The sequence below is a fragment of the Rhodococcus sp. FG69 genome, from assembly GCF_057808915.1.
The window spans coordinates 1-14,494 of the sequence record NZ_JBMDIX010000028.1 but is presented as its reverse complement, the minus strand read 5'-3'; the positions used below and the strand labels follow the sequence as shown (position 1 = coordinate 14,494).

The 14,494-nt window shown below is 64.5% G+C and carries 13 protein-coding genes; 7 read left to right on the top strand and 6 right to left on the bottom strand.

Annotation, left to right across the window (positions count from 1 at the left end; translation table 11 throughout):
• Positions 1-18 precede the first annotated feature (18 nt).
• Entirely contained in the window at positions 19-1,944 is a 1,926-nt protein-coding gene (gene asnB, locus ACODSO_RS20100) for an asparagine synthase (glutamine-hydrolyzing) (RefSeq protein WP_489038543.1), read from the top strand.
• A gap of 57 nt (positions 1,945-2,001) precedes the next feature.
• On the opposite strand, the gene ACODSO_RS20095 is transcribed toward asnB, so the two are convergent.
• The 3 genes from ACODSO_RS20095 to ACODSO_RS20085 form a co-directional block, all read right to left on the bottom strand.
• On the bottom strand, positions 2,002-2,976 hold the full coding sequence (locus ACODSO_RS20095; protein ID WP_489038499.1) for a carbohydrate kinase family protein: 975 nt from the start codon (positions 2,974-2,976) through the stop codon (positions 2,002-2,004).
• 182 nt (positions 2,977-3,158) lie between these two features.
• A complete protein-coding gene (locus tag ACODSO_RS20090) occupies positions 3,159-3,509 on the bottom strand; it encodes a HesB/IscA family protein (RefSeq protein WP_019665976.1) in 351 nt (116 codons plus the stop codon).
• Positions 3,510-3,582: 73 nt separating this feature from the next.
• Positions 3,583-4,674, bottom strand: a complete 1,092-nt coding sequence (locus tag ACODSO_RS20085; RefSeq protein WP_489038498.1) for a glycerate kinase family protein — start codon at positions 4,672-4,674, stop codon at positions 3,583-3,585.
• A gap of 110 nt (positions 4,675-4,784) precedes the next feature.
• On the opposite strand from ACODSO_RS20085, the gene ACODSO_RS20080 reads away from it, so the two are divergent.
• From ACODSO_RS20080 to ACODSO_RS20065, 4 genes are read left to right on the top strand one after another with little or no spacing between them, the layout of a single operon-like run.
• Positions 4,785-5,441, top strand: a complete 657-nt coding sequence (locus tag ACODSO_RS20080; protein ID WP_068381020.1) for a DUF3043 domain-containing protein — start codon at positions 4,785-4,787, stop codon at positions 5,439-5,441.
• A gap of 13 nt (positions 5,442-5,454) precedes the next feature.
• Entirely contained in the window at positions 5,455-6,039 is a 585-nt protein-coding gene (gene cobU / locus ACODSO_RS20075) for a bifunctional adenosylcobinamide kinase/adenosylcobinamide-phosphate guanylyltransferase (protein WP_489038497.1), read from the top strand.
• A 13-nt stretch (positions 6,040-6,052) separates the two neighbouring features.
• Positions 6,053-7,141, top strand: coding sequence for a nicotinate-nucleotide--dimethylbenzimidazole phosphoribosyltransferase (gene cobT / locus ACODSO_RS20070; RefSeq protein WP_489038496.1), 1,089 nt, complete (start codon positions 6,053-6,055; stop codon positions 7,139-7,141).
• Between the two features lie 2 nt (positions 7,142-7,143).
• On the top strand, positions 7,144-7,905 hold the full coding sequence (locus ACODSO_RS20065; protein ID WP_489038495.1) for an adenosylcobinamide-GDP ribazoletransferase: 762 nt from the start codon (positions 7,144-7,146) through the stop codon (positions 7,903-7,905).
• A gap of 5 nt (positions 7,906-7,910) precedes the next feature.
• On the opposite strand, the gene ACODSO_RS20060 is transcribed toward ACODSO_RS20065, so the two are convergent.
• Both ACODSO_RS20060 and gcvT read right to left on the bottom strand, forming a co-directional pair.
• Positions 7,911-9,014, bottom strand: coding sequence for a branched-chain amino acid aminotransferase (locus tag ACODSO_RS20060; RefSeq protein ID WP_489038494.1), 1,104 nt, complete (start codon positions 9,012-9,014; stop codon positions 7,911-7,913).
• 33 nt (positions 9,015-9,047) lie between these two features.
• Positions 9,048-10,148, bottom strand: a complete 1,101-nt coding sequence (gene gcvT / locus ACODSO_RS20055; RefSeq protein ID WP_489038493.1) for a glycine cleavage system aminomethyltransferase GcvT — start codon at positions 10,146-10,148, stop codon at positions 9,048-9,050.
• Positions 10,149-10,245: 97 nt separating this feature from the next.
• Between gcvT and ACODSO_RS20050 the strand changes: the two genes are divergently transcribed.
• A complete protein-coding gene (locus ACODSO_RS20050) occupies positions 10,246-11,760 on the top strand; it encodes a leucyl aminopeptidase (protein ID WP_489038492.1) in 1,515 nt (504 codons plus the stop codon).
• 137 nt (positions 11,761-11,897) lie between these two features.
• Here the strand turns inward: ACODSO_RS20050 and ACODSO_RS20045 are convergent, their stop codons facing one another.
• Complete coding sequence (locus ACODSO_RS20045; RefSeq protein WP_068381032.1) at positions 11,898-12,227, bottom strand: oxidoreductase; 330 nt, start codon at positions 12,225-12,227, stop codon at positions 11,898-11,900.
• 395 nt (positions 12,228-12,622) lie between these two features.
• Between ACODSO_RS20045 and sucB the strand changes: the two genes are divergently transcribed.
• On the top strand, positions 12,623-14,389 hold the full coding sequence (sucB, locus tag ACODSO_RS20040; protein ID WP_489038491.1) for a 2-oxoglutarate dehydrogenase, E2 component, dihydrolipoamide succinyltransferase: 1,767 nt from the start codon (positions 12,623-12,625) through the stop codon (positions 14,387-14,389).
• Positions 14,390-14,494: the final 105 nt, after the last annotated feature.

The window sequence follows — 14,494 nt, the reverse complement described above, 5'->3', positions numbered from 1 at the left end:
AACGAGGTAGTAGACGCTGTGTGTGGACTACTGGGTGTTCTGACGTCGACCGGTACCGACGCTGCGGGAGTCGACCTCGTCTCTTCCGCCATGCACTGCATGCGACACCGCGGGCCGGACGAACCGGGCACCTGGCACGACGACGACGTGATCTACGGGTTCAATCGCCTGTCCATCATCGATATCGAGCACTCTCATCAGCCACTGCGCTGGGGTCCGCCGGAGAACCCGACCCGATATGCACTGACGTTCAACGGCGAAATCTACAACTATCTCGAACTTCGCGAGGAGTTGAGCCGCGAGCACGGGGCCGAATTCCTCACGGAAGGCGATGGTGAGCCGATCGTCGCAGCGTTCCACTACTGGGGTACCGAAGCTGTGCGTCGACTCCGTGGAATGTTCGCCTTCGCGATCTGGGACACCGATACACGTGAGCTGTTCCTTGCCCGCGACCCGTTCGGGATCAAGCCACTGTTCATCGCCACCGGAGCGGGAGGCACCGCATTCGGCAGCGAGAAGAAGAGCCTGCTCGAACTGACAGGCCTCGTCGGCATCGGAACTGATCTCGATCCACGGGCCATCGAGCACTACACGGTGCTGCAGTACGTTCCCGAACCCGAGACGCTCCATCGCGACATCAGGAGAGTCGAGTCGGGGTGCTACGCGACGCTCTCCCCCGGCACGGCGCCGAAGATCACGCGCTACTTCACACCGAAGTTCGCTGTCGAGCCGTTCGCACCTCGCTCGGAGGCTTCCCGCTACCAGGAGATCGCCGAAGCTCTCGAGGACTCGGTCGCCAAGCACATGCGCGCCGACGTGACGGTCGGGTCGTTTCTGTCCGGCGGGATCGACTCGACTGCCATCGCGGCACTGGCGATGCGGCACAACCCGAACCTGATCACGTTCACGACCGGATTCGAGCGAGCGGGCTACTCGGAGGTCGACGTCGCCGCCGAATCCGCCGCAGCCATCGGCGCACGACATGTCGTCAAGGTCGTCGGCCCCGAAGAGTTCGCCGCATCGATCCCCGAGATCGTCTGGTACCTGGACGATCCCGTCGCCGACCCTGCTCTGGTTCCGCTGTATTTCGTTGCCAAGGAGGCCCGCAAGCACGTCAAGGTCGTATTGTCCGGCGAAGGCGCCGACGAGCTGTTCGGTGGATATACGATTTACCGGGAACCGTTGTCGCTCAAGCCGTTCGAGTACCTCCCGAAGAGTCTGCGACGGGCCGCGGGTGCTCTCAGTGAGAAGATCCCCGACGGGACCCGAGGCAAGAGCTTGCTCCACCGAGGCTCGATGACCCTCGAAGAGCGTTACTACGGCAACGCCCGCAGCTTCGGGGACGCCCAACTGAGAGCAGTCCTGCGTGACTTCAGGCCCGAATGGACACACACGGACGTGACGGCACCCATCTACGCGCAGTCCGAGGGCTGGGATCCCGTCGCTCGGATGCAACACCTCGATCTGTTCACCTGGCTACGCGGCGACATTCTCGTCAAGGCGGACAAGATCACGATGGCCAACTCGCTGGAGCTGCGTGTTCCGTTCCTCGACTCCGAGGTGTTCGCCGTTGCGGAGAAGTTGCCACTGGAACAGAAAATCACCAAGGACACCACGAAGTACGCATTGCGAAAATCGCTGGAGGGAATTGTTCCGGGCCACGTGCTGCACCGCGCGAAGCTCGGCTTCCCGGTACCCCTGCGACACTGGCTACGCGGCACGGAACTGTTCGACTGGGCGCACCTGCAGATTGCCGAGTCGGAGACCGATCACATCCTGAACAAGGCCGCGATCACTGCGATGCTCAACGAGCACCGCGACGGCAAGTCGGACCACAGCCGACGGTTATGGACGGTGCTCATCTTCATGGTGTGGCACGGCATCTTCGTCGAGAAGCGCATCGTGCCGCAGATAGCCGAGCCGGCCTACCCGGTCGATCTCTAGGGCGCCTGCTGCGAATGAAGGAACGTGCCGCGGCCGTTCCTTCATTCCGCAGTCAGATCACGCAGGTAGCAGCACGCCGATCTCTTCGGCTGCCGTCGAACCGTACGCTGCTCCGAGACGCTTCAACGCATCGTCGCGGTTGAACGTCCATTCCTGGGTTCCAGTCGTCTCGAGTATCAGCACCGCCACGAGCGAGCCGAGTTGCGCTGCGCGCTCGACCGACGCTCCGGCGAGGTGTGCGACGAGGAAACCTGCGCGGAAGCCGTCGCCCACACCCGTCGGATCGACTTTGCTGGTTTCCGGTACGACGGCGGTATGCGTGCGTGCGCCGTCGGGGGTAACGATATCGACGCCCGACTTCCCGAGGGTAGTGACGCGAACGCCGACCTTCGCCGCGATCTCGGCCTCGGACAAGCCCGTCTTCTGCCGGAGCAGACCCCATTCGTACTCGTTCGTGAAAAGGTAGGCCGCACCTTCGATGAGTTCCGTCGCCTGCTCACCGCTCAGACGAGCCAACTGCTGTGACGGGTCGGCCGCGAACGGGATTCCAGCGGCACGACACTGTTCGGTGTGGGCGAGCATGGCGTCGGGATCGTTCGCACCGACCAGAACCAGTTCCAGAGGATCGCTCGACGTCAGTTCCCCGATCGATATCTCCCGGGCCTCGCTCATCGCGCCCGGGTAGAACGATGCGATCTGCGCCATGTCCTCGTCGGTTGTGCACACGAATCGTGCAGTATGCGCTGTGCTCGACACGCGGACACCGCTGCAATCGACGCCGTTGGCCTCCAACCACGATCGGTACTCGGAAAAGTCGGGTCCGACGGCTCCGACCAGCAGCGGCGATCCACCGAGCACGCCGAGGGCGTATGCGATGTTTCCGCCGACTCCGCCCTTGCGAATCACCAGATCGTCGACGAGAAAGCTCAACGAGATGTTCGACAGCTGATCGGAGACCAGCTGGTCGGCGAACTTGCCCGGAAATCGCATGAGGTGATCGGTGGCGATCGAACCCGATACCGCGAGAGTCACGTACTTGAGCCTTTCGGTTTTTTGTCGGCTGTACAGCAGTCGGTGCGCGCAATGTCTAGCAAAGCAATCATCCTACTGCGCAGTACCCCGCCCGCGGCGCCGCCAAGCAAATCGAGGTACACACAACTCTGACCGGTATCCGCAAGCGCGGATACCGGTCAGAGGGTGCTGTCGCTACGACCTCAGTTGAACGAATCACCGCAGGCACACGAGCCTGTGGCGTTCGGGTTGTCGATCGTGAATCCCTGCTTCTCGATGGTGTCCACGAAATCTATGGATGCACCTTCGACGTACGGAGCGCTCATGCGGTCGACTGCGAGCGTGACTCCGTTGAAGTCCACTGCGAGGTCGCCGTCGAGGCTACGGTCGTCGAAGAAGAGCTGGTAACGCAAGCCTGCACAGCCACCAGGCTGAACAGCGATGCGCAGCGCGAGGTCATCGCGGCCTTCTTGATCCAGCAGCGCCTTGGCCTTCGACGACGCAGCTTCTGTCATCGTGACCTTGTGCGTGATGGTCTCGTTCGAGACGGTCATGGGCTCTCCCTGTCAGTCGTACCAACCCGTGAACGTCTCAACCGTACTCCGCATGTGGATATTCCTCACTGTCCTACCTGCCGGACTGTCCACCTGCCGGCCATCGACGTCGGATTGCGGTGTATTCCTCGGCTGCATGCTTCGCAAGTAGTTCCACTTGATGTTCGGCGTCGGACATCGACTTCTCCACCGACCCGGCGAATTCGGTGACCGAATACGCCCGCACGATTCCGGTGGACTCCAGCTGCGCGTGGTCCAGTTTCACCTGACCAGCAATGACTATCGTCTCGACACCCGAACCGGCTCCAGCCGCAGCAAGACGGGTGACCAGTTTGCCTCGCAGCGACTGACTGTCGAATTTCCCCTCACCGGTGACGACTAGATCCACCGACGACAGCACAGCACGCTGGTCGGTGACCTCCGCCACCACAGATGCGCCGGACTCGCTACGTCCGCCCAGGGCGAAGAGGGCAGCGCCGATCCCACCCGCTGCACCGGCACCGGGCAACTCTGCGACGTTCGTGCCGCACTGAAGCTCCAGGACGGTTGCCCAGTCCCGGTTGAGATCCTCCAGCATCTCGACCAGGTCCGAATCGGCGCCCTTCTGCGGACCGAACACGTGCGCCGCACCACCCTCGCCCAGGAGGGGGTTCTCGACGTCCGTCGCAGCCACCAGGTCGATGTGCTGGACACTCTGCGCAGCCATGGTCAGACCGCCCAGCGCTCGGATCATGCCGCGGCCGCCGTCGGTACAGCTACTTCCACCGAGTCCGACGTAGATTCTGTCGACTCCATCCGCCGCCAGCGCTGCTGCGATCAATTGGCCGACGCCGTAGCTCGACGACTTCAGCGCGGTCTGCGTCGTCGGTGGCCCGCCCAGCAGACTCAAACCGCACGCTGCTGAAGCTTCGATGTACGCGGTGGAGCCGTCGAGAAGCCAGCGAGCTCGGACTGCGTCACCCAGTGGTCCGTCGACGTCCAGAACCTGCATCGTGCCCAGACGTGTGGCTAGGACATCCACGAATCCTGGGCCACCGTCGGATTGGGGCGCGATGACGAGCTCGTCCGACGGGCGAGCTTGTCGCCAACCTCGACCGATCGCGTCGGCAGCCTCGGTGGCCGTCAGAGTATCGCCGAACGAATCGGGCGCAACCATCACTCGCATCGTCGAAAGTGTAGGGCGCACGCCCCCGGTCGGCATGTCCACACGATCGGCGGACCTGCTCCGACGTGGCCGGTGTTCGAGTTCGGGCTGCCATCCCATAACCTGGTCGGGTGAAGTTGCTACGCCGCGGAAACTCAGACGATTCGGACGGAGACGATTCGAAGTCGGTCGAGTCGTCCACCACGAACCAGGCCTCGTCCACCGAGGCCGTCGGCAAGGGTCGGCCCACACCCAAGCGCCGCGAATCCGAGGCCCGACGGCGTGGTCCGGTTGCACCGCCGCCGATGACGGGTAAGGAAGCGCGCGAGCGACGAAAGGCCAACAAGGGGTCCAAGACGGACCGAAAGCAGGCCTCCGCCGAACGTCGTGCTGCGTCGGCCGACCGCCGCGCGCGCATGCTCGCAGGCGAAGACAAGTATCTACTCCCCCGCGACAAGGGGCCGGTCCGCGCGTTCGCACGTGATCTCGTCGATGCTCGACGCAACCTCGTCGGCTTGTTCATGCCGCTGGCACTGCTGTTGATCTTCGCTCTTTTCCTCAGTCCGGCAGTTCAGGCATTCGTCACTCTCGCGATGTTCGTCATGATGCTGTTCATGGTCATCGAGGGCGTCTTCATCGGCCGGCAGATCAACAATCGGGTCCGCGAGCGGTTCCCGGACACAGCCGACGGTGGCTTCAAGCTCGGTTGGTACGCGTTCGTGCGTGCTTCGCAGTTGCGCAAGATGCGCGCCCCGAAGCCCCGCGTCGACCGCGGTGCTGCGGTCTGACATCGTTCGCACCGTGACACTGCCGCTGCGCACACTCGTTCTCGGCGGCACACGGTCGGGTAAGTCGGCGTTCGCCGAGTCGCTCGTCGATGGCCGGCATCCGGTCCGATACCTCGCAACTGGCAGACACGACCCGACCGATGCCGATTGGGTCGCACGCATCGACGCCCACCGACGACGCAGGCCGTCGCAGTGGACGACTGTCGAGAGTTCCACGAACCTGGCACAGGTTCTGTCGACTTCGGTCGACGGCGCCACTCTCGTCGACGACGTCGGGACATGGCTCACCGGCGCACTCGATGATCAGCAGGCTTGGGACCTCCCCCGCGGCACGATCACACCCGCCGCCGATGCACTGGTGCAGGCGGTTCAGCACTGCACGACCCCGGTGGTACTGGTCAGCCCAGAGGTCGGGTGGGGTGTGGTTCCGGCTACCCGGTCGGGCCGGTTGTTCCAAGACGAGATGGGCAGCCTCAACCGGAAATTGGCGACAGTGTGCGACTCGGTCGTCCTCGTGGTTGCCGGTCTGCCGCTGACATTGAAGACGGCGACGATGCACGCACCAGGCACAGTGCCCGACACCGATGGTCCATCATGATGAAAGGTCCTCAGTGACAGCCACTTCGGAACCGTCCGAGACTTCGACGCCCCTTCGTCCGGTGCCTCCGCCGTCCGCCGACGCGCGCACGCAGGCGGCCGCCCGTCAACTGTTGCTGACGAAGCCTGCCGGAAGCCTCGGCCGCCTCGAAGCGCTCGGTGAGTGGGTCGCCGCGTGCCAGGACCGGTGCCCACCCGCGCCGCTGTCCCGACCACGAGTTGTCGTGTTCGCGGGCGACCATGGCGTCTCGGCGCATGGTGTGTCGGCGTACCCAGCAGAGGTCACCGCGCAGATGGTTGCCAACTTCATTGCGGGCGGCGCCGCCGTCAACGCATTGGCCCAGGCGTCGGGGGCGTCGGTTCGCGTCGTCGACATATCCGTTCGGGTGGACACCGATCCATCGGTGAGCAGCCACAAGATCAGACAGTCGAGCGGCTCGATCGACCGTGAAGACGCGCTCACCCAGGCCGAGGTACTTGCCGCAATCGACGCCGGTCGGGCCATTGCCGACGAGGAAGTGGACAGCGGCGCCGATCTGTTGATCGCAGGCGACATGGGCATCGGCAACACCACACCCGCGACGGCCCTGATTGCCGCACTCACCGATACCGAGCCTGTCGCGGCGGTAGGTCGCGGCACCGGTGTCGACGATGCCGGGTGGATTCGCAAGACCGCGGCGATTCGCGACGCGATGCGACGCGCGCGTCCGGTCGTCAAGGATCCCATCGCGCTCCTCCGAGTCGCCGGAGGTGCCGACATCGCCGCGATGGCAGGCTTTCTCGCGCAGTCGGCACACCGTCGCACACCGGTCGTCCTGGACGGCCTCGTCGTCACTGCTGCAGCGCTCGTTGCCGAGGAATCAGCGCGGGGAGCGCGCGAGTGGTGGGTGGCCGGCCACCGATCGACCGAGCCCGCTCACTCGATCGCCTTGCGTCACTTGCGGATCGAGCCGCTTGTCGAGCTGGACATGCGTCTGGGCGAAGGATCGGGCGCAGTGGTTGCGCTGAACCTCGTACACGCTGCGATCGCTACGCTGACCGGGATGTCGACCTTCACCGACGCCGGGGTCAGCACCGAGACCACAGCGACGTCGGCGGACTGACCGTGCGCGCGGCGCTGGTCGGTCCACGGCTGGCCCTGTCGTGGCTCACCGTGCTGCCCGTGCGCGGTCCGCAATCGATAGGCAGGAACGAGGGTCGAAAAGCAATATCCTGGACTCCGGCAGTCGGTGCGTTGCTGGGTGCGATATCGGCAATCCTGCTGTGGTTGTTCGACTTCGCGTCGTTGCCGAGCCTCGTCGCCGGTCTGGTGACAGTCGCTTCGCTCGCTCTCCTGACCCGCGGGATGCATGTCGATGGGCTCGCCGACACCGCTGACGGGCTCGGTTGCTACGGTCCTCCGGAACGCGCTCGTGAGGTGATGCAGTCCGGCAGCGCAGGCCCCTTCGGCGTCGCGACGGTCGCGCTTGTGCTTGCAATCCAAGCGGCCGGCCTCGGCCAACTGGCCCATGAGAACGCATGGGTGTCAGTGCTTCTCGCCATCATGGTCGGACGTGTCGCCGTCGTCTTCGCGTGCCGTCGCGGCATTGCCCCGGCCACGACGTCAGGCTTCGGGGCGCTGGTTGCCGATTCCCAATCACGGGTCGTCGTCGCGGCCTGGGCAGTGGTGACTCTGGCCGTGTCGCTCGTCGCGGTACAGGAACGATGGTGGCAGGGCCCGGTAGTGACAGTCGTGGCTTTGAGCGTTGCAGCGCTCGGTGTCCGGCATTGCGTCCGACGCTTCGGCGGGATCAGCGGTGACGTGCTCGGCGCAACGCTAGAAGTGACCACGACCATCACCGTCGTCGGACTTCTGCTCGGCGGGTAGATCGGTCAGCCGAGCTTGGTCATCCAACCGTGAGTGTCGGCGAACGTGCCGCGCTGAATGCCGGTGAGGGTGTCCCGGAGGGCCAGGGTGATCTCGCCGGGTTCTCCGTCGGCAATGGCGAACTCGCCCTCTGCGGATTTCACGCGTCCGACGGGGGTGATCACCGCAGCGGTCCCGCAGGCGAACACCTCGGTGATCTCGCCCGACTCTGCGCCCTTCTGCCACTCCTCCGTCGAGATTCGACGCTCCTCGACGGGGATGCCGGCATCCGTAGCCAGTGCCAGCAGCGAATCTCGGGTGATTCCGGGGAGCAACGACCCGGACAACGACGGGGTGACGAGACGAGCATCCGATCCTGAGCCGAAGACGAAGAACAGGTTCATTCCACCCATCTCCTCGACGTACCGACGTTCGATGGCGTCGAGCCAGACAACCTGATCGCACCCCTCGTCGCTGGCTTGTGCCTGTGCGAGAAGGGACGCGGCGTAATTACCGGCGAACTTCGCCGCGCCGGTACCGCCGGGGGCAGCACGCACGTACTCGGTCGAGAGCCAGACACTGACAGGCTTGACACCTCGCGGGAAGTACGCGCCAGCAGGCGATGCGATGAGCATGTAGCGGTAGTCGTCGGCCGGGCGGACTCCGAGGCCTGCCTCGGTGGAGAACATGAACGGCCGCAGGTACAACGCATCCTCGCCGCCCGCCTCGGGAACCCATTGGTGATCGACTGCGAGCAACTGCTCGATCGAAGCAACGAAGAGTTCCTGCGGGAGCTCCGGCATCGCAAGACGCCGTGCCGACGTCTGGAACCGCTCGGCGTTGGAACGAACCCGGAACGACGCGAACTCACCACCCGGCTGCCGATAGACCTTGAGACCCTCGAAGATGGCTTGGCCGTAGTGCAGAACCATTGCCGCAGGATCGAGCTGGATCGGACCGTACGGTGCGATCGTCGGGTCGTACCACCCCTTGTCCGAGGTGTAGTCGATGATCACCATGTGGTCGGTGAAGTACTTCCCGAACCCGGGCGCAGCCAGTACGGCGTCCCTGGCCTCCGATGGAGCCGGAGACGGATGCTGCACGCGGGTGAATTCGGGAAGGCCAGTCATGGGGCAAATCTTATCCAACCCGGTCAGGCTCGCTCACTTGGTGTTCACCGACACGAACGGTGGCGCGACTATCTCGCACTTCAATGCCCGCCCGCGCACGTTCACCTCGACGGTGTCTCCCGGTGAAACACCCGCACCCGAATCGACGAGTGCGAGGGCTATTCCGATTCCCAGCGAAGGCGAGAACGTGCCCGATGTGGTGATACCGATTTCGACTCCGTCGCGCTCGACAGTTTGTCCCTGACGGAGAACTCCGCGGTCCACGGCCTTGACGCCCCGAAGAACCCGAGTGGGCCCCGCTTCTTTCTCTGCAGAAAGAGCGTCCTTGCCCCAGAACCGATCCTTCTTCCACCCCACCGCCCAGCCACATCGAGCCTGGAGCGGGGAAATGTCGAGTGACAGTTCGTGACCATGCAGGGGGTATCCCATTTCGGTGCGCAATGTGTCACGTGCACCGAGGCCGGCGACCTGCCCGTCGGCTGCGCGCACTGCGTCGACGAGCGCACGGAAGAGGGCCTCGGCGTCGGACCAGGCGGGGATCAACTCGTACCCATGCTCTCCGGTGTAGCCGGTGCGACACACGCGGACAGGGATGTCGCCCCAACGCGCGTCCTCGAACGCCATGTACTCCATGTCGACAGGCAGTCCGAGTTGCTCCACGATCGCCCGCGAACCCGGCCCCTGCACCGCCAGCACACCGAAATCTCGATGCTGGTCCACCACTGTGATGCCCTCCGGCGCCTCGGCCGCCAACGCGGCAACCACCGCCGCGGTGTTCGCCGCATTGGGCACGAGGAACACTTCGTCCGGGCTGACGAAGTACGCGATCAGATCGTCGACGACTCCTCCGGATTCGGTGCAGCACAACGTGTACTGCGCCTTGCCGGGCCCGACCCGGCCGAGATCGTTAGTGAGGGTGGAGTTGACGAAATCTGCTGCACCCGGTCCGCTGACCAGAGCCTTACCGAGATGGCTGACGTCGAAGACACCGACGGACTGTCGTACGGCCTTGTGTTCTGCGACCACCCCGGCGTACGACACGGGCATCTCCCAGCCTCCGAACGGAGCAAACGTGGCCCCTAGTTCGACGTGGACGGCGTGTACAGGACCGCGGAGAAGTTCGGCTTCGCTCATGGACGCCAACGCTAGCGGACCACGGGCGTCGAGCACCGGTCACTACGATCGAACCCGACCCACACGTTTCGATTCCAATCCTCTAGGAGCAACCCTCGTGCCCTCGACTTCATCGCGCACCCTCGGACCCGAATTGGTGCTGGCCGGCCGCATCGGCAAGGACGTCGACGTTCTCGTCGTTGCGCTCAGCACCAGCGAGGACGGACTCGAACTCGTCGTCACCGACGACATCAACGACGCCGACGCCTCCGCCCTGCTCGACTCGTTCGAGGCCGTCGGAGCGACTGGAAAGGCCGACGAACTCACCCGAATCCCGGCTCCGGCATCCCTCGGCGTCGCAAGCATCCTCGCCGTCGGCTTGGGTAAATCGGCCGCGATCGACACCGAGCGAATCCGTCGTTCCGCGGGCACCGCAGCCCGGTCCCTCGCCGGAACAGCGACCGCCGCGACGACGCTCGGTTCCCTCGATCTCGGTGCGGCCGCTGAAGGCTTCTTCCTCGGCGCGTACACGTTCACCGAGTTCAAGTCCGCTCTGTCAGCACCGGGTCCCGACGCCGGACCACTCGGCCGCGTCGAGCTCTTGGTCCCCAGCCCCCGGGCCCGCGAACCGAAAGCGGAACTCGCTCGATCGATCGCCGTTGCGGAATCCGTTGCCATTGCGCGCGACTTCGTCAACACGCCACCGAGCCACCTGTATCCCGAGGAGTTCGCCGCTCGCGCGAAGCAGCTGGGCACCGACGCCGGTCTCAGCGTGCAGATTCTCGACGACAAGGCGCTGGAGAAGGGCGGATACGGCGGAATCCACGGCGTCGGGAAAGGCTCGTCCAGGCTCCCTCGACTGGTGCGCTTGACCCATTCCGGTGGTAAGCGGAAGTCCAAGAAGGTTGCGCTGGTCGGTAAGGGAATCACCTTCGACACCGGCGGCATCTCCATCAAGCCCGCAGCGGGAATGGAGAACATGACCTCCGACATGGCGGGCGCAGCGGCCGTCATCGCGACGGTGATCCTGGCGGCCAAGGTCGGGCTGGAACTCGACGTCGTCGCCACCGTTCCGATGGCCGAGAACATGCCGTCCGGAACTGCGCAGCGCCCCGGTGACGTGCTGACCCAGTACGGCGGAATCACCGTCGAGGTCATCAACACCGACGCCGAGGGCCGCCTCGTACTCGCCGACGCGATCGTCCGCGCATGCGAGGACGACCCGGACTACCTGATCGACACGGCAACCCTGACCGGCGCGCAGGTGGTGGCGCTGGGGAATCGAACCCCCGGCATCATGGGCACCGATGAATTCCGCGATCGTGTTGCCGGGCTCTCCCAGGCCGTCGGCGAAGGCGGCTGGGCGATGCCGCTGCCGAGCGAGATCCGCGCCGAGCTCGATTCGAAGGTCGCCGATCTTGCGAATGTCACCAACGGCCGCGCGGGCGGAATGTTGGCGGCCGCATTGTTCCTGAAGGAGTTCGTCGCCGAGGGCGTCGAATGGGCACACATCGACGTTGCGGGACCGGCCTACAACACCGCAGGCCCGTTCGGCTACATCGGCAAGGGCGGCACGGGTGTGCCGGTGCGGACGATGTTCGCGGTGCTCGAAGACATCGTGGAGAACGGCTAGACGCTCCGCGCCAGTGACACCGAACGCTCCGCGTCAGTGGCACCGAACGCTCCGCGTCAGTGGCACCGAACGCTCCGCGTCAGTGGCACGGTTGAGTGCACAGGAGTGCACTCAACCGTGCCACTGCGGCGGAGCCGCTATTCGGCGGCTCGGCGCTTGAGGATCTTCTGCCGAGCGTCGTAGTCGCGCATCCGTTGCGGATACCGCGTCTTTCGGACGTCGTAGACGGGAATCTTCAGGTCAGGACCGAGTTTTCTCAGATCCCGCTCGTCGACGGCGCGGCGAGTCCACTCGCCGTCGTTCGCAACGAGGACCACTGTGACAGGCGTCACTGTGGTCTTCGGTTCGACATATGCCTCGACCCCGATCCGCGCCACTGTCCAATCGGCGAGGTACTGCGCCGTCGAACCCTCTTTGGCGCGTCTACCTTTGCCGCCGCGTCGTGCGAAGCGATCGAACAACCCCACTGCGCTCACTCCTGTCATCGATGCGTCTCACTGACGTCGCTGTTCGCGCACCCCGTGTTACTCACCAGTTTGCCAGCGGCGTCAGCGCCCTCGGGGAACACGCCGGGCCGCGGGATGGAAGGATGACGGTAGAGGGTTCAACTCTCTCGTTGTCGAGAACGATTGCCGACCATGAAGGAAGGGCGCCGACGTGCCAGCTGGATTCAGCCGACCACCGTCGAGCGCTCGTATTTCCGAACGCGATTCGGACGCCCTACCCCGGACGTCCACACCGCTGATGATCGCAATTAACGCAAGTATCGTCCGCGAATCCAGCAACGCCAGCACAATGGTCTACGACCACAAGTCGTAAGAACTGAATTTACCCGCATACAACTGTCGAGGAGTCAACAGACATGGCCTTCTCCGTCCAGATGCCAGCTCTTGGTGAGAGTGTCACCGAGGGAACTGTCACGAGGTGGCTCAAGCAGGAGGGCGACACCGTCGAGGTCGACGAACCGTTGCTCGAAGTATCGACGGACAAGGTCGATACCGAAATCCCTTCCCCCGCTGCTGGCGTTCTGACGAAGATCGTGGCTCAGGAAGACGACACCGTCGAAATCGGTGGGGAACTCGGCCAGATCGGTGAAGCAGGCGAAGCATCTGCACCCGCAGCCGAGGAAGAGGTTGCCGCCGAGGAAGAACCGACCACCGAGGAAGAGCCGATCCCGGCTGCCGAGCCTGAGCCGCAGGCCGAAGACGAGACACCGACACAGGATGCGCCGGCTGCGAAGTCGGATTCCAGCGGTTCCGGAACACCGGTCACGATGCCCGAACTGGGCGAGTCGGTGACCGAGGGAACTGTCACCCGCTGGCTCAAGGCAGTCGGCGACGAGGTCGCAGTCGACGAGCCTCTGCTCGAGGTCTCCACCGACAAGGTCGACACCGAAATTCCGTCGCCAGTGGCAGGCACGCTCCTCGAGATCACTGCCGAGGAAGACGACACCGTCGAGATCGGCGGCCAGTTGGCCGTGATCGGGTCCGGCGCTCCCGCCGCGAAGGCACCCGAGCCCGAAAAGGCACCGGAGCCCGAAAAGCCGGCTCCCGCACCCGAACCCGAGGAAGCGCCGAAGGCCGAAAAGCCCAAGGAAACTCCGAAGCAGGAAGCACCCAAAGCCGAAGCACCGAAGGCAGCTCCCAAGCAGGAAGCTGCCCAGGCTCCGTCGGGCGATGCAACCCCGTACGTCACCCCCCTCGTCCGCAAGCTCGCCGCAGACAACGACGTCGACCTGTCGACGGTCAAGGGAACCGGCGTCGGTGGACGCGTTCGCAAGCAGGACGTGCTCGCTGCCGCGGAGGCCAAGAAGGCACCGGCCGAAGCTCCTGCCGCTGCAGCCGCTCCCGCAGCCGCTGCTCCCGCCGCTTCTGCGTCTGCCGGTGTACGGCCGGAACTCGCGCACCTGCGTGGTACGACCCAGAAGATCAACCGCATTCGTCAGATCACCGCGAAGAAGACCCGTGAGTCGCTGCAGACGTCCGCACAGCTCACGCAGACCTTCGAGGTCGACGTCACCACGATCGCGGCACTGCGCACCAAGGCCAAGTCGACGTTCGCGAAGAACGAAGGCGTCAACCTGACGTACCTGCCGTTCTTCGCCAAGGCAGTGGTCGAGGCACTCAAGGCGCACCCGAACGTCAACGCGAGCATCGACGAGGACAAGAAGGAGATCACCTACCACTCCGACGTCCACCTCGGTATCGCCGTGGACACGGAGCAAGGCCTGCTCTCCCCCGTCATTCACAACGCGGGCGATCTGTCCCTCGGCGGACTGGCTCGCGCGATCGCCGACATCGCGTCGCGGGCGCGCACCGGAGGCCTCAAGCCCGACGAACTGTCCGGTGGCACCTTCACCATCACCAACATCGGCAGCCAGGGCGCTCTGTTCGACACCCCGATCCTGGTTCCGCCGCAGGCGGCAATGCTTGGAACGGGTGCGATCGTCAAGCGCCCGGTCGTGGTCAAGGATTCCGCAGGCAACGAGTCGATCGGTGTTCGATCGATGGTCTACCTGCCGCTGACCTACGACCACCGTCTCGTCGACGGTGCGGACGCAGGCCGCTTCCTCACCACGATCAAGCAGCGGCTCGAAGAGGCGTCGTTCGAAGCGGATCTGGGTATCTGAAAAGGGACGCAGTCGGCGTCGTCTGTATCGTGAAGTCAGAGCCGAAAGCTTGATCGGTCCTCGAAGATACGGGGAGTAACACACAGTCGGGGCACCACTCGCATT